The organism is Nonomuraea cypriaca, from assembly GCF_015645445.1.
Classification (GTDB): domain Bacteria; phylum Actinomycetota; class Actinomycetes; order Streptosporangiales; family Streptosporangiaceae; genus Nonomuraea; species Nonomuraea cypriaca.
In genome coordinates, this window is the sequence record NZ_JADOGI010000255.1 from 1 (window position 1) to 14,105 (window position 14,105).

12 protein-coding genes and 1 pseudogene are annotated in these 14,105 nt (G+C 70.8%); 6 read left to right on the forward strand and 7 right to left on the reverse strand.

Translation table 11 applies throughout. The features are described from left to right. Together ITP53_RS56570 and ITP53_RS46980 are read left to right on the forward strand one after the other, a co-directional pair. Nucleotides 1–659: helix-turn-helix domain-containing protein (locus tag ITP53_RS56570; RefSeq protein WP_207757416.1), on the forward strand; the 659-nt coding region annotated here is incomplete at its 5' end. A 186-nt stretch (nt 660–845) separates the two neighbouring features. After that, a complete protein-coding gene (locus ITP53_RS46980) occupies nt 846–2,345 on the forward strand; it encodes an alkaline phosphatase D family protein (RefSeq protein WP_207757417.1) in 1,500 nt (499 codons plus the stop codon). A gap of 143 nt (nt 2,346–2,488) precedes the next feature. Here the strand turns inward: ITP53_RS46980 and tnpA are convergent, their stop codons facing one another. Then, nucleotides 2,489–2,917: an IS200/IS605 family transposase gene (gene tnpA, locus ITP53_RS46985; protein WP_195901970.1), complete on the reverse strand. Its 429-nt coding sequence runs from the start codon at nt 2,915–2,917 to the stop codon at nt 2,489–2,491. A 7-nt stretch (nt 2,918–2,924) separates the two neighbouring features. Here tnpA and ITP53_RS46990 point away from each other — a divergent pair. Beyond that, nucleotides 2,925–3,955, forward strand: a pseudogene (locus ITP53_RS46990) (RNA-guided endonuclease InsQ/TnpB family protein). A 202-nt stretch (nt 3,956–4,157) separates the two neighbouring features. On the opposite strand, the gene ITP53_RS46995 reads toward ITP53_RS46990, so the two are convergent. The 3 genes from ITP53_RS46995 to ITP53_RS47005 are packed head-to-tail and all read right to left on the reverse strand — an operon-like array spanning nt 4,158 to nt 8,543. Then, nucleotides 4,158–6,656 carry a DEAD/DEAH box helicase gene (locus ITP53_RS46995; RefSeq protein ID WP_195901971.1) on the reverse strand — a complete coding sequence of 833 codons (2,499 nt, stop codon included), beginning with the start codon at nt 6,654–6,656 and terminating at the stop codon, nt 4,158–4,160. Between the two features lie 46 nt (nt 6,657–6,702). Then, entirely contained in the window at nt 6,703–7,203 is a 501-nt protein-coding gene (locus ITP53_RS47000; protein ID WP_195901972.1) for a GNAT family N-acetyltransferase, read from the reverse strand. Nucleotides 7,204–7,250: 47 nt separating this feature from the next. Continuing rightward, entirely contained in the window at nt 7,251–8,543 is a 1,293-nt protein-coding gene (locus tag ITP53_RS47005) for an acyltransferase family protein (protein ID WP_195901973.1), read from the reverse strand. Between the two features lie 183 nt (nt 8,544–8,726). Between ITP53_RS47005 and ITP53_RS47010 the strand changes: the two genes are divergently transcribed. Together ITP53_RS47010 and ITP53_RS47015 are read left to right on the forward strand one after the other, a co-directional pair. After that, nucleotides 8,727–9,974: a sensor histidine kinase gene (locus tag ITP53_RS47010; protein ID WP_195901974.1), complete on the forward strand. Its 1,248-nt coding sequence runs from the start codon at nt 8,727–8,729 to the stop codon at nt 9,972–9,974. Further along, the gene (locus ITP53_RS47015) at nt 9,965–10,612 is read left to right on the forward strand and encodes a response regulator (RefSeq protein WP_195901975.1); all 648 of its coding nucleotides are present in this window, start codon (nt 9,965–9,967) and stop codon (nt 10,610–10,612) included. Before ITP53_RS47010 ends, ITP53_RS47015 begins: the two co-directional genes overlap by 10 nt. 236 nt (nt 10,613–10,848) lie before the next feature. Here the strand turns inward: ITP53_RS47015 and mihF are convergent, their stop codons facing one another. The 3 genes from mihF to ITP53_RS47030 all read right to left on the reverse strand — a co-directional run bounded on the left by mihF (nt 10,849) and on the right by ITP53_RS47030 (nt 12,992). Then, nucleotides 10,849–11,154, reverse strand: coding sequence for an integration host factor, actinobacterial type (gene mihF, locus ITP53_RS47020; protein WP_195901976.1), 306 nt, complete (start codon nt 11,152–11,154; stop codon nt 10,849–10,851). A 101-nt stretch (nt 11,155–11,255) separates the two neighbouring features. Further along, a complete protein-coding gene (locus ITP53_RS47025) occupies nt 11,256–11,660 on the reverse strand; it encodes a GlcG/HbpS family heme-binding protein (RefSeq protein ID WP_195901977.1) in 405 nt (134 codons plus the stop codon). 108 nt (nt 11,661–11,768) lie between these two features. Continuing rightward, nucleotides 11,769–12,992, reverse strand: coding sequence for an ROK family protein (locus ITP53_RS47030; RefSeq protein ID WP_207757420.1), 1,224 nt, complete (start codon nt 12,990–12,992; stop codon nt 11,769–11,771). A gap of 19 nt (nt 12,993–13,011) precedes the next feature. On the opposite strand from ITP53_RS47030, the gene ITP53_RS47035 reads away from it, so the two are divergent. Then, on the forward strand, nt 13,012–14,105 hold a 1,094-nt coding region (locus ITP53_RS47035), incomplete at its 3' end, for an MFS transporter (RefSeq protein WP_328818063.1).

Consider the following 14,105-nt stretch of genomic DNA (forward strand, 5'->3'; position numbering starts at 1 on the left):
CCTCCCCAACGCCCCCGGCCGCCCACCGAAAGCTCGCCCTCGCCGATCCGCCGTCTCTCGCCGTCCACCGAACGCCCGCCTCCGCCGATCCGGCGCCTCTCGCCGATCGGCCGCCCGTCCCCGACGATCGGCCGTCTAGTGCCGGCCAGACGCCCGCTTCTGGCGACGCTCCGGAGCAGGGGGCTCTCGCTGGTGGACGGGCGCCGGGCGTGGGGGAGGCGCGGGTGCCGGCCGTGGTCGTGGCGGGGCCGGCGCGGGAGCTCGTCATGGGTGCGGTGGAGGAGGTGCTGGTGCTGGCCACCGCCTCCGCGCGCCCCGAGGGCCGTACCGACGAGGGGGACGAGCGGGTACGCCGTGCCCTCTCCATCATCGCCGCCCAGCCGGGCGCCCCGCACTCCGTCGCCTCCCTCGCCCGCGCGGTCGCGCTCTCGCCCTCCCGCTTCGCCCACCTGTTCGCCGAGGAGACCGGTCAGACCCCCATGCAGGCCGTACGGCAGGCGCGCGTACGCCACGCCGCGAGCCTCCTGGAGGTGACGGACCTGGACGTGGGCCAGGTGGCGGCGGCGTCGGGGTTCGTCAGCCCGTTCCACTTCAGCCGGGCCTTCAGAAGGGAGTACGGCCTCCCGCCCCGCGACTACCGGGCCCGCGTCCGCCCCTGATCGTTCGGGCGCTCACGGCACGACTGATCGTTCGCGCGCCCACGGCACGACGCCGCGGTCCGGGGCGAGGTGAGGAGAGACTTCACCAGGTCTTCAGCGGGAGGTACCCCGGCGAACACCCCCCGAGGCAGGGCGCCCAGCAGGCTGTCGGCCGAAGGCAACGCCACCCCCGACCAAGGACCTCAATTGATCACCCGGCGCGCTCTGTTCGCCGGGGGCTTGAGCCTGGGCCTGTCCGCCCTGCCCAGGCGTGCCCCTCTGTCCGACCCCTTCCGACTCGGCGTCGCCTCCGGTGAGCCCACGCCCGGCGGTGTGGTCCTGTGGACGCGGCTGGCCATGGAGCCGACCGCCCCCGACGGCCTCGGCGGCATGCCCAGCCGGCCGGTCCCGGTCCACTGGCAGCTCGCCAAAGACGAAAATTTCCGACATGTCGTACGCCGCGGCACCGAACAAGCCGTCCCGGACGAGGCCCACAGCGTCCACGTCGAGCTCGACGGCCTCCAGCCCGGCGCCGAGTACTTCTACCGCTTCAAGGCGGACGGAGAGCTCAGCCCGATCGGGCGTACCCTCACCGCCCCCGCCCCCGGCACCCGCACCCGCGCACTGAACCTGGCGTTCACCTCCTGCGCCGACTACCAGTCCGGCTGGTTCACGGCGTACCGCAGGATGGCCGAGGACGAGCCCGACCTGATCGCCTTCCTCGGCGACTACGTCTACGAGTACGGCCCCTATCAGCACCCGGTACGCGACCAGGCCGGCGGCGAATGCCTCGACCTGGCCGGATACCGCCTGCGCCACGCCCAGCACAAGTCCGACCCTGACCTGCGGCTGGCGCACGCCGTCGCACCGTGGGCCGTGGTCTGGGACGACCACGACATCGCCAACGCCTGGATGGGCGGCGAACTGGAGCCGGGCCGCCAGGCGGCCGCGTTCCAGGCGTACTACGAGAACATGCCGCTGCGGCGCGCGCAGAAGCCGGAGGGGACGAGGCTGCGGATGTACCGGAGCCTGCGGTGGGGCGCGGTCGCCAACCTGCACCTGCTCGACACCCGCCAGTACCGCGACCCGTACGCCTGCGCCGACGGCGCGGGCACGGTCGGCCCCGAATGCGTGGAGCGTTTCGCGCCCGGCAGGACGATCCTCGGCAAGGCGCAGGAGGAGTGGCTGGACGGCGAGCTGAGCCGTTCGCGCGCCACCTGGGACCTGCTCGGCCAGCAGGTGTTCCTCATGGAGATGGACTGGGTGAACGGCGCGGGAGAGGGCTACTCGAACGAGGGCTGGGACGGCTACGTCGCCTCCCGCGACCGCCTGGCCGCCGCGATCGACAGGTACGGCCGCAACGGCGTCGTACTGACCGGTGACGTGCACTCACACTGGGCGGGCGAGGTCAGGCGGGACTTCAGGGACCCCGAGTCGAAGCCGGTGGCCGTCGAGCTGGTCACCACCTCGGTGACGAGCGCGGGCGACGGCCTGGACGAGTATCCCAACACGGCGGCCCTGCTGGCGGAGAACCCGCACGTGAAGTTCTTCAACGGCCGCCGCGGTTACGTGCAGGCCCGGCTCACCCAGCGGGAGATGGCGGTCGACTTCCGCTCCCTGCCGCGCGTCACGACGCCCGGCGCCACCGCGTACACCTCAGGCTCCTTCGTCGTCGAAGCGGGCAGTCCCACGCTCTTCGCACCATGAATGGCGGTCCCGTAGCATCGCCGATCGCTGATTTCAGCGTGATCTGGCGTGGAACCCCGGGCGTTTACGCCCGGGAGGAAACGGCAGCGCGGGAGGGCCTCCAGGCCCGAGTGGTGCCGTGACAGTTGGTCCACGTGAGCTACTCAGCCCGGCCGTTTCTGGTTCTCGATGTACTCCTTGATGATCGACAGCGGGGCGCCGTCACAGGACGCGGCGAGGTAAGACGGAGACCAGAAGTGCCCGCCCCACAGATATGGGCGGACGTGCGGGCCGAACTCTTTGCGCAGGAGCCGGGCCGAGACGCCTTTGAGGGAGTTGACCAGGACCGACAGGGCGACTTTGGGCGGGTAGTGGACCAGCAGGTGGACGTGGTCGTGCTCGCCGTTGAATGCGACCAGGACGGCGCCGAAGTTGTCGCATACCTCGATCATGATGTCTTCACAGCGGCGCAGCATCTCGTCGGTGAACACCTCGCCCCGGTACTTCGGCGTGAAGACCAAGTGGGCATGAAGGCTGTGGACGACGCTCCGGCCCCTCCGGATATCCGGATTCGGTTCCCATCGCGGTGACATGGACCGAATGATAGTGTGTTCGATTGTGAAGCTGGTGGTGCAGGTGAAACTCCTGCCGACGCCCGAGCAGGCAGCGGCGCTGGAGGCGACCCTGCACTCCGTCAACACGGCCGCTGACCTGGTCTCCGCGGTTGCCTTCGACCAGCGGTGCTTCCGCAACTACGACTTGCGCGAACACACCTATGATCGAATCAAGACCGAGTGCGGGCTGGCCGCGCAGGCCGCCCAGCATGTGATCAAAAAGGTCGCCGATGCCTACCGCACGTTCCACGCCAACCTCAGGGCCGGAAACCTGGGCGCGCCAGGGGCCAAGCGGAGGACCAGGGCCGAGAGCAGGCCGATCACCTTCCGGCCGGACGCGGCCCAGCCCTACGACGATCGGTGCCTGTCCTGGCAGATGCAGGCGCGAACAGTGTCGATCTGGACCACCTGCGGGCGGTTGAAGAATGTCGCGTTCACCGGCTCGCCTGAGCAGCTCAAGACCTTGGCCGCCCGTCGCAAGGGCGAGTCGGATCTGGTTGCCCGAGACGGCGGCTGGTATCTGTATGCGACCTGCGAGGTCCCCGACGTGCCGGTGACCGAACCGGAAGGCTTCCTCGGCGTCGATCTGGGCATCGCCAACATCGCCACCACCGGCGACGGTACCCGGCACAGCGGCAAGGGCCTGAACGCCGTCCGCCACCGCAACCGCGAAGACGCACCGGCCAAGGGATCGCCCTGGAAGACCTCCAGGGCATCCGCGACCGGGTACGGCTCCGCAAACCCCAGCGGGTCACCCTGCACTCATGGAGCTTCCAACAGCTCGGGAGCTTCATCGCCTACAAGGCCCGACGGGCCGGGATCGCTCTTATCCGCGTCGATCCGGCCTATACCAGCCAGCAATGCTCGGCCTGCGGGCATACCGAACGGGCCAACCGGCCCGACCAGGAAACCTTCCTCTGTACGTCGTGCGGCTTCGCTGAGCATGCCGACGTCAACGCAGCCCGCAACATCGCCGCACGCGGTGTGGCGGGCTGGGCAGTGAGTCACGCTGCCTGACGCGGACCGGACCGTCGAAGCCATCGACGGCGAGGAGCTGCAAGCTCGGTCGTTTACGGCCGAGAAGCTGACCAAATGTCTCGACCTTGGGACATGGCCATGACAAGACCTCGAACTTCCCCGCGAGAAACTTGAATCGACAGGCGTGTGCCGGGGCGCCCTTGCCAGTCCGTTCCGGCACACGGCTTGTCGTTACCGGCTCTCAGAGCCGGTTGAGCCCGATCACGTGGAGGACCGCGCGGCCCTCCTCGTCGGACGCGGCCAGGTCGACCTGGGCGTCGATGCCCCAGTCACCGTCCCCGGCCGGATCCTTGACGGTCTGCCGCACCTTCCACAGCCCGCTCTCCTCCTCGATCCGCAGCAGCGCGGGCCCGCGCGCGTCGGCGTCGGTGAAGATGTCCTCGTGCTCCTCGTAGTACGCGTCCAGCGCCGCACCCCAGTCGACGTCGGGAGCGAGCTCGGCCAGCTCCTCCTCCTTCTCGATGGCGCACAGCTCGACCAGCCGGAACATCGCGTTGCGCACCAGAACGCGGAAGGCCCGCGGGTTGGCGGTGACCGGGCGCACCTTGGTCTCGAGCTGCTCCTGCTGCTCCAGCGCGGCGGCCGGGTTGGTGAGCTTCTCCCACTCGTCGATCAGCGACGAGTCGACCTGACGCACCATCTCGCCGAGCCACTCGATCAGGTCGACGAGGTCGTCGGTCTTGAGATGCTCCGGCACGGTACGCGACAGCGTGCGGTAGGCGTCGGCCAGGTAACGCAGCACCGTGCCCTCGGACCGGGCCAGCTCGTAGAACTGGATGTACTCGCCGAACGTCATGGCCCGCTCGTACATGTCGCGTACGACGGACTTGGGGCTGACCGTGTAGTCGCCCACCCACGGATGACCCCGCCGGTAGGTCTCGTAGGCGCCGAGCAGCAGGTCTTCGAGCGGCATCGGGTACATGACCTCGGCGAGCTGCTCCATCCGCTCCTCGTATTCGATGCCGTCGGCCTTCATCTGCGCGACCGCCTCGCCCCTGGCCTTCTTGAGCTGGGCGGACAGGATCTGGCGCGGGTCGTCGAGGATGGACTCCACGATCGAGACCAGGTCGAGGGCGTAGGACGGCGACTCGCGGTCGAGCAGGTCGAACGCGGCCAGCGCGAACGTCGACAGCGCCTGGTTGAGCGCGAAGTCCTCCTGCAGGTCGATGGTCAGCCTGGCCCTGCGGCCGGTCTCGTCCGGCTCGGGGAACTGCTCCACGATGCCGCCGGCCAGCAGCGAGCGGTAGACGGCGATGGCCTGGCTGATGTGCCGGCGCTGCCACTTGCGGTCCTCGTGGTTGTCGGTCAGCAGGTGCTTCATCGCCTGGAAGCAGTCGCCAGGCCGGTTGATGACCGCGAGCAGCATGGCGTTGCTGACCTTGAAGCGCGAGTTGAGCGGCTCGGGCTCGGCCTGCTGCAGCTTCTCGAAGGTGTCGGCGCTCCAGCCCACGAACCCCTCCGGCGGCTTCTTGCGTGCGTAGCCGCGCCGCCGCTTGGGGTCGTCGCCGATCTTGGCCAGCGCCTTGGCGTTCTCGACGTCGTGCTCGGGGGCCTGGCAGGCGACGTAGCCGATCGTGTCGAAGCCCGCCCGGCCGGCCCGGCCGGCGATCTGGTGGAACTCGCGGGCGCGCAGGCGGCGCACCTTGTTGCCGTCGTACTTCGACAGGGCGGTGAACAGCACCGTCCTGATCGGCACGTTGACGCCGACGCCCAGGGTGTCGGTGCCGCAGATGACCTTCAGCAGGCCCGCCTGGGCGAGCCGCTCCACCAGCCGCCGGTATTTCGGCAGCATTCCCGCGTGGTGCACGCCGATGCCGTGCTTGACCAGCCGCGACAGCGCCCGGCCGAACCGCGTGGTGAACCGGAACCCGCCGATCAAGGTCGAGATGGCCTCCTTCTCGGCCTTCGTCGCCATGTTGATCGACATGAGGGCCTGCGCGCGTTCCATCGCGGCGGCCTGCGTGAAGTGCACGACGTAGACCGGCGCCTGGCCGGTGCTGAGCATCTCCTCCAGCGTCTCGTGCAGCGGCGTCATCCGGTAGGAGTAGACCAGCGGCACCGGGCGTTCGGCGTGCTTGACCACCGAGGTCGGACGGCCGGTCCGCCGGGTCAGGTCGCGCTCGAACATCGACATGTCGCCGAGCGTGGCCGACATCAGGATGAACTGCACGCCGGGCAGCTCAAGCAGCGGCACCTGCCACGCCCACCCGCGGTCGGGATCGGCGTAGAAGTGGAACTCGTCCATCACGACCTGGCCGATGTCGGCCGCGGCCCCGTCGCGCAGCGCCACGTTGGCCAGGATCTCGGCCGTGCAGCAGATGATCGGCGCGCCGGCGTTGACGCTGGCGTCGCCGGTCATCATGCCGACGTTCTCGGTGCCGAAGACGGCGCACAGGTCGAAGAACTTCTCCGACACCAGCGCCTTGATCGGCGCGGTGTAGAAGGTACGCATGTCCCGCGTCAGCGCGGCGAAGTGGGCGCCCGCGGCGACCAGCGACTTGCCCGAGCCCGTCGGCGTGGACAGGATCAGGTTGCTGCCGGAGACGACCTCGATGAGGGCCTCCTCCTGGGCGGGATAGAGGGTGAGCCCCCGCTCGGCGTTCCAGGCGACGAACGCGTCGAAGATGGCGTCGGGATCGGCGTCGATCTCTTCGGGCAGGCGGTCAACGAGTAGGCTCACACCTCTATCCTGCCGAAGTTTGCCCAATGGTCGAACCGCCGGCGGGTCACTTCGTCAAGTCGAGTTGCAGCAGCACGGTGTCGATCCAGCGGCCGTGCTTGAAACCCACCGCCTTCAGCCTGCCCGCCTCCTCGAATCCGAACGCCGTGTGCAGCCGCGCCGACGCCGGGTCGCCGGAGTCGGCGATCACCGCGACGAGGGTGCGGGCCCGCGTGCCGCTCAGCTTCGCGATCAGCTCCCCGAGCAGCAGCCGCCCGAGCCCGCGTCCCGTGCGGCCGGGGGCCAGGTAGATCGTGTCCTCGAGGGTGTGCCGGTAGGCGGGCTTGGGGCGGTATTGAGCGACGTACGCGTAGCCGGCGACCTCGCCGTCCACCTCGGCCACCAGGAACGGCAGCCCCGCCCGCGCGATCCCCTCCGCCTTCGCCCGCCACTCCTGGAGCCCCGGCGGCGTCTCGTCGAACGTGGCCGCCGTGGCGGTCACGTAATGGGCGTAGATCTCGCCGACGGCGGGCAGATCCGCCTCGGACAGGGCACGAATCTTGGTCATGCCATCAGATTCTCCCCAACAGCGGATGACGGCGGTGTTTCGCATCCTCACAGCCGGGCCCTGGGCGCCGTCATCAGCAGGCCGCCGAGCAGCGCCAGCACCGCCAGGAAGGGCGCGCCGCCGGGCGCGAACCCGACCACCGTCAGCGTCAGCACCCCCGCGCCGACCAGCACGGTCGCCGTGAGCGCTGAACCCCACCCACCCTTACCGTACGGCAGCGCGGGCGGCGTCTCGAACCTGGCGAACCCCTTCATCAGCGGCCACATCACCAGGGACAGCAGCCCGAACCAGGCCGGCCACCCGGCCAGCCAGAACGCGCTGCCCGGCGCCGGCGTGTCCACCCCGAACAGGACCACCACCACTCCGGTCACCGTGAACAGGGCCGGCATGTGCCACAGGTACGCCGTCATGATCCGCGGCCCCGCCCAGGCCAGCACTCGGCGGAGCGGCAGCCGCACCAGCCACGGCCGCAGCAGCATGGCCAGCCCGATCTGCCCGGCGGACACGGCCAGCATGGCGAGCGTGGGAGGCGCCATGTTCGACACCTCGGCGCCGGGAAGCCCGATCATGCTGCCCGGGTAGGGACCGAAGGCCACCAGCAGCGCCGCCGCGCCGAACCCGCCCACGGCCAGCGGCCACTGGCAGCGGAGCCGGGACAGCCGCCCCTCGGCGTAGAAGAAGCCGAGTTGGTGCACGGCCAGCCAGACGAACACGATGTTCAGGTAGCCCACGGCCTCGAACCCGGTCGAGAAGTTCGCCACGTCCGTCAGCACCGCCCCGGCGGCCAGCACGGCGGGGACCCGCAGGCCGTACCGCTCGTGCAGGCGCAGCGCGTACGGGGTGACCGTGACGGCGATCAGGTAGACGGCGAGGAACCACAGCAACTGGCCGGTCAGCCGCGCGCCCACCGACAGCGGCTGCTCGGGCACGCCCAGCGCCAGCAGGAGGTGGGGCAGCGGGAGCCACACGGCGGCCAGCGGCAACAGCGGCCAGGCCAGCCGCCGCAGGCGCACCGCCAGCCACCGCGGCGCGGTCTCGCCCGTCCGCCCGAAGCTGATCGCGTTCGCCGCGCCGCCCGCGAAGAACACCAGGGGCATCACCTGGCTGATCCAGGTCACCACCCACACGCCGGGCGTCGACAACGCGTTCCCGGTGGTCAGCGTCGTGCCGTCATACGACAGGACCGGGATCGTCCAGTGCTGGAAGACGATGAGCGCCATGCCGAACACGCGCAGGAGGTCGATGAACGGGTCCCGCGCCGCCGTACCCGCCGTACGCGCGCCTCGGGTGCGGCGTGGCTCCACGGCTGGGGCGATGGGGCGGTCAAGCAGGACGGTCATGGGGCCCTCGATTCGCGGGGGAGCGGATGGCTCAAGGCTTCCGTGCCTGGCGTCACGGCACATTGCCGCGAGCCGCCCTCTTGAGGTCGACATCCCCGCACCATCGGGGGTAGGGCTGGCCCTACTTCCGGAGACCTGCGCACCCGCTCGTCCCCGGCGGGCCGAGGCCCTACCGTGAAGGCCATGCGCTCCCTGATGAGGCAGGTCCTACTCGACAGCCGCTACACGCTGGTCGGCTTTCCCACGGCCGTCATCGGCTTCGTGCTCATGATCGCCGGCTTGGCCGCCGGCCTGGGCACCGCGGTCGTGTGGATCGGCATACCGCTACTGGTGGGCACGTTGCTGGTGGCCCGCGGGTTCGCGGACGCCGAGCGCGGCTGGCTGTCCGACGTGCTCAAGCGCCCGCCCGTGCGGCCGCGCTACCGTCCGGCCCCGCCCGGCGCGGGCCGGTTCCGCCGGCTGGTCAACCCGATGACGAACGGCCAGTCCTGGCTCGACCTGCTGCACGGCATCCTGGTGTTCCCGTTCGCGATCCTGTCGTTCGTGCTCACCGTGGTGTTCTGGGCGGTCCCCCTGATCGGGCTGACCTGGCCGGTGTACGGCATCGTCCTCTCCCGCATCCCGGGCAACACTGAGCTGCCCGAACTGCTCGGCCTCGGTGACGGTTACCTCGTCAACTCGGTCTTCTACGTCTCCGGCGGCCTGGTGTTCGCGATCATCATGCCGTTCATGGTGCGGGCCGCCGCGCTGATCAGGGCCGGGCTCGGCCGGGCGCTGCTGACCGGCGTGGCCGAGCTGCAGGAGCGCATCGACGACCTCGCCGAGGGCCGCGCCGCCGCCGTCTCCGCCGAGGCCAACGCGCTGCGCAAGCTGGAGCGCGACATCCACGACGGGCCGCAGCAGCGCCTGGTCTCGCTGGCCATGGAGCTGTCCAGGGCGCAGCGGCAGCTCGCCAAGGACCCGGAGGCGGCGCAGGCCACGCTCAAGTCCGCGATCAGCGCCACCCGGGAGACGCTCGACGAGCTGCGCGCGCTCTCGCGCGGCATCGCCCCGCCCATCCTGTCCGACCGCGGCCTCGCGCCCGCGCTCGCCGCCCTGGCCGGGCGCTGCACGGTCCCCGTCGACCTGGACGTGCAGACCGTCGAGCGCTACCAGGCCGCCGTCGAGAACGCCGTCTACTTCGTCTGCGCCGAGACCCTCACGAACGTGGCCAAGCACAGCCGCGCCACCGTCTGCACGATCCAGCTCTGCCGCATCGGTGACGTTCTCATGCTCACGATCGGGGATGATGGGGTCGGCGGCGCACACGTCGCCAAGGGACATGGGCTCGCCGGGCTGGCCGACCGGCTCCGCGCGGTGGACGGGGAGCTGAGCGTGAAGTCGCCGGACGGCGGGCCGACGATCGTGGTGGCGGAGGTGCCGTGCGGGTAGTCGTGGCCGATGACGCGGTCCTGATCAGGGAGGGCCTGGTCAGGCTGCTGGAGGAGTTCGGCTGCGAGGTGGTGGCGACCGTCGGCGACGGCGACGCCCTCGTCGTGGCGATCGCCGAGCACAAGCCCGACGTGTCGGTGGTCGACGTGCGGATGCCGCCGTCGTTCACCGACGAGGGGCTCAAGGCGGCGGTGGAGGCGCGGCGCAGGGTGCCGGGGGCGCCCGTGCTGATCCTCTCGCAGTACGTCGAGGTCTCCTACGCCGACGACCTGCTCGCCGACGCCCGTGGCGCGGTGGGCTACCTGCTGAAGGACCGGGTCGTGGACGTGGAGGAGTTTTTGGAGGGCCTGCGGCGGGTGGCCGCGGGCGGCACCGTGTTCGATCCACAGGTGGTGTCCCAGTTGATGGTGCGCAGGCGCAAGGACGACCCGTTGGCGCAGCTGACGCCCCGCGAGCGCGAGGTGCTCGGGCTGATGGCCGAGGGGAAGTCCAATCCGGCCATCGGGCGCCAGCTCGTGATCAGTGACGGCGCCGTGGAGAAGCACATCCGGAGCATCTTCAACAAGCTCGGGCTCTACGCGGAGGACAGCGACCAGCATCGCCGGGTGCTCGCCGTGCTGACCTACCTGCGTTCCTAGAGCGCTTCCTGGGCCTAGAGCGCTTCTTGGGCCTAGAGCGCTTCCTGGGCCTAGAGCGCTTCCGGGGTCTGTAGCGCCTGGGTCTGGAGCGCCTGGGGTGGCGCGCCTTGGGGGGTGGAACCCCTCAGCCCGGCCCGCCGGTGAGCGGGGCGGCTCCGCTCTCCGGTCCCTCCTGGCCTGTGAGGGGTCGCTGGCCGGTCCGCGCGGCCTGCGCGCGGACCTGGCCGCTCGGGGGATCAGCCGAGCGCGTCGACCAGCTTCTTGCGCTGCTGGGCGCCCAGGCCGCCGAGGCGACGCTTCTCGTCGACGCCCGCCTCCTCCATCAGCGACGTCGCCTTGGCGGGACCGACGCCCTTGACGGCGCGCAGCGCCTGGGACACCTTGATCTTCTTCGCGATGTCGTCGTCGCGCTCCAGCAGCTGGGCGAATGTCATCTCACCGGCCTTGACCTTGCCCAGCAGGGCGGTGCGGGCCGCACGTGCCTCCGCTGCCTTGGCCAGAGCCGCTTGACGCTGCTCGGGGGTGAGAGTGGGAAGTGCCATCTCAGTTCTCTCCTCGGGGTTTCACGTTCGGGTCCTGTTACCCGTGGTGCAGTGGCTAATCATGGCGGATGCCGGCGGTTCTTGTTGCGGAAAGCGCCCGCTCAACGTGTCAGCCACACCGACGCGGCCGCCTCGGCGCATGCCACGTCCTGCGCGATCGTGCCGCCGCTGACCCCTATGCCACCGATCACGCGTTCTCCCTCACCGTAGTCCGCCCACAGCGGGATTCCACCTCCGAAACAGATGAATCGGTCACCGGCCAGGCCGAAAAGCTCCCCTCCGGGAGCCGTCAGCGAGGCCAGGTCCGCGGTGGCCCTCCGCAGGACGACCGAGGTGTACGCCTTGCCCGGCGCGAGCACCGGCCCGGACAGCTCCGCACCCTCCATACGCTGGAAAGACACCAGATGAGCACCTTGGTCGACGACCGCGACGGAGATCGTCGCGCCCTCCCTGGCCGCCTGCTTGATGGCCGCCTCGGTCATGCGGAGCGCGAGCTCGAGATTCACGCCGATCTTCCCCCGGTCATGAGTGTTCCGCCCCTTGGGTCCTTCCATGGGTACAGCCCGCCGGGCCACCACCGCAAGATCGCCTACTGGGCTCATCGCCAGGGTGGCTTATGGCGCTTTTTCCCGCTTCGGGGTGGAATGCGTCACATTCTGCCTCTCGGGCGTGTCGCGGGCCTGGTCAAGGTGGTTTTCGCGCCACCGATCGAGGCCCTCAGGGGTGAGGAACGCGTCGAAGACCGACTCCATGGCGCCGAGAAGCGCGCCGCGCCAACCCAGGGCCGAGCACTCGATGCGGGGCGGGTGGTCGCGGCGGATCGCCATGAGACCGGGCTCGTACGTCTCCAGCAGGGAGTCGGCGGCACGTTCGTACAACTCCGCGCCGTGGCCCGACAGCGTGACCACCTCGGGGTCGTGCGCGTTCACGAGGGCGGCGACGCCCAGGCCGAGCGCGCGGGCGCCGGCCGCCACCGCCTCCTCGCTCGTCGCGAGCACGTGCTCGGCCTGCTCGCGGCCCCTGCCGCCGCCGTACGCCAGGCCCACGTGGCGCAGCAGGGCGTTGGCGCCGACGTCCATGCCCCAGCAGCCCACGGCGCCGCACACGCACGGCCGGGTGCCGCCGGTGAGCGGCATGTGGCCGAACTCGGCGCCCATGCCGCCCGCGCCGCCGAGCGGCCGCCCTCTGACGATCAGCACGCCGCCCAGGTCGAAGTCCACGTGCAGGTGCAGGCCCACCTCGACGTCCCGCAGCCGCCCGCGCCGCGCCTCGGCCAGCGCCGCGAACGCCGTGTCGTTGCCCACGATCGGCGCGTCCGTGAAGAACCGGGGCACCTCTACAGAACGCCAGCCGAGGTGGGCGATGTCGACGAGCCCGCCGTGCCGTACCGGTCCCGCGAGGGCCACACCGGCACCCACGACCCGGTGGCGGAGGCGGCGCCGGTGAGCGGCGACGGCCTCGCCCAGGGGCCCGAGCGCGCCTTCCGGGGTGCCGTCGTGCGGACGGACGTCGAGCACGGTGACGCGGCCGCCCAGCTCGCAGGCGGCCAGCTCCCACGCGTCCTCGCGCACGTCCGCCGCCAGCGCCAGCGGCCCGTACGGGTGCGGGCCGGGCACCTGCGTCGGCCGGCCTCGTACGTGCTCGGGGGCCGGCTCCTCGTGCAGCAGCCCGTCCTGCGCCAGCCCGGCGACGAGGACCGACGCGGTGCCCCTCGCCAGGCGTAGGTCGCGGGTCAGCTGCGACCTGGTGAGGGTGGCGCCGCAGTCGTGTACGGCCCGCAGCAGCCTGACCCGGTTGTGCGCGCGGAGTTCGCCGCTGGTCGTGGCTCCATTCACCATCACAGTTTATGCTCTAGTCGTGAACAAAAGACACATTGACGCCAGACGCGCTCGTGCCGGAGTTTTCGGGTTCTTCTTTCTTGCCGGGTTTGTCATGGGGTTGTGGGCGGCCGGACTGCCGTCGCTCTATGACCGGCTCGGCCTCAGTCCCGCCCTGCTGGGCAGCGTCCTGCTGCTGATCTCGGCGGGGGCGCTGGTGTCGATGCTGGCCGCCGGGCCCCTGGTCGACAGGTGGTCGAGCCGGCGGGTGTGCTGGATCGCCGGGCCGTTCTCCGGCCTGGTGCTGCTCGGGCCCGCGCTGGCGCCCTCGTACTGGGTGCTGATGGTGCTGGCGGTGCTGTTCGGGATCGGGCTGGGGGTGACCGAGGTCGCCATGAACGCCCACTCCGTCGAGGTCGAGCGCCGCTACGGGCGGCCGATCATCTCCGCCTTCCACGGGACCTGGAGCCTCGGCGGCGCGGCCGGGGGCGGCCTGACCTCCCTCGCCCTGCAGGTCGGCGTGGACGCGCAGTCGCTGCTGGTGGTGGCGGCCGTGGTGGTGCCGTTCCTGTACCTCCCGGCGGCGCGGCTGCTGCTGCCCGACCCGCCCGTGCACGCGTCCGCCTCGCCCGAGCGGGCGCCGGGGGACGCGCTGAAGTGGGGCCTGATCGCGCTGCTCGGGCTGGCCGCGTTCGCCGGGCACCTGAGTGAGGGCGCCGCCATCGACTGGGCCGCGCTGCACGCCCGCCAGGTGCTGGAGACCGATCCCGCGATGGCGCCACTCGCCTACACGATCTTCTCCGTGGCCATGACGGTCGTGCGGCTGCTCGGCGACCCGATCAGGGCCAGGCTCGGGTCCGTCCGCACCATCCAGCTCGCCGGGCTCTTCGCCACCGCCGGGTACGTCCTCGTCCTGCTCTCGCCCTTCACCGCGGAGTCGGTGCGGGTGGCGTGCGCGTGGAGCGGCTGGGCGCTGGCCGGGGTGGGGCTGGCCACGGTGGTGCCTGTGCTGTTCAGCGCGGTGGGTGCGGCGGGCGGGCGAGTCGGCCGGGCGCTCGCCATGGTGACGGCGTTCGGCTACAGCGGCCTCCTCCTGGGACCGGCCGTCCTCGGATACGTGGCCGAGTCCACCTC

What these genes read in the sequence shown, in the direction of transcription:
- tnpA (WP_195901970.1), bottom strand. Translation starts at nt 2,917, where the DNA reads ATGTCACCGCGATGGGAACCGAATCCGGATATCCGGAGGGGCCGGAGC.
- ITP53_RS47000 (WP_195901972.1), bottom strand. Translation starts at nt 7,203, where the DNA reads ATGACCAAGATTCGTGCCCTGTCCGAGGCGGATCTGCCCGCCGTCGGC.
- ITP53_RS47005 (WP_195901973.1), bottom strand. Translation starts at nt 8,543, where the DNA reads ATGACCGTCCTGCTTGACCGCCCCATCGCCCCAGCCGTGGAGCCACGC.
- ITP53_RS47010 (WP_195901974.1), top strand. Translation starts at nt 8,727, where the DNA reads ATGCGCTCCCTGATGAGGCAGGTCCTACTCGACAGCCGCTACACGCTG.
- mihF (WP_195901976.1), bottom strand. Translation starts at nt 11,154, where the DNA reads ATGGCACTTCCCACTCTCACCCCCGAGCAGCGTCAAGCGGCTCTGGCC.
- ITP53_RS47030 (WP_207757420.1), bottom strand. Translation starts at nt 12,992, where the DNA reads ATGGTGAATGGAGCCACGACCAGCGGCGAACTCCGCGCGCACAACCGG.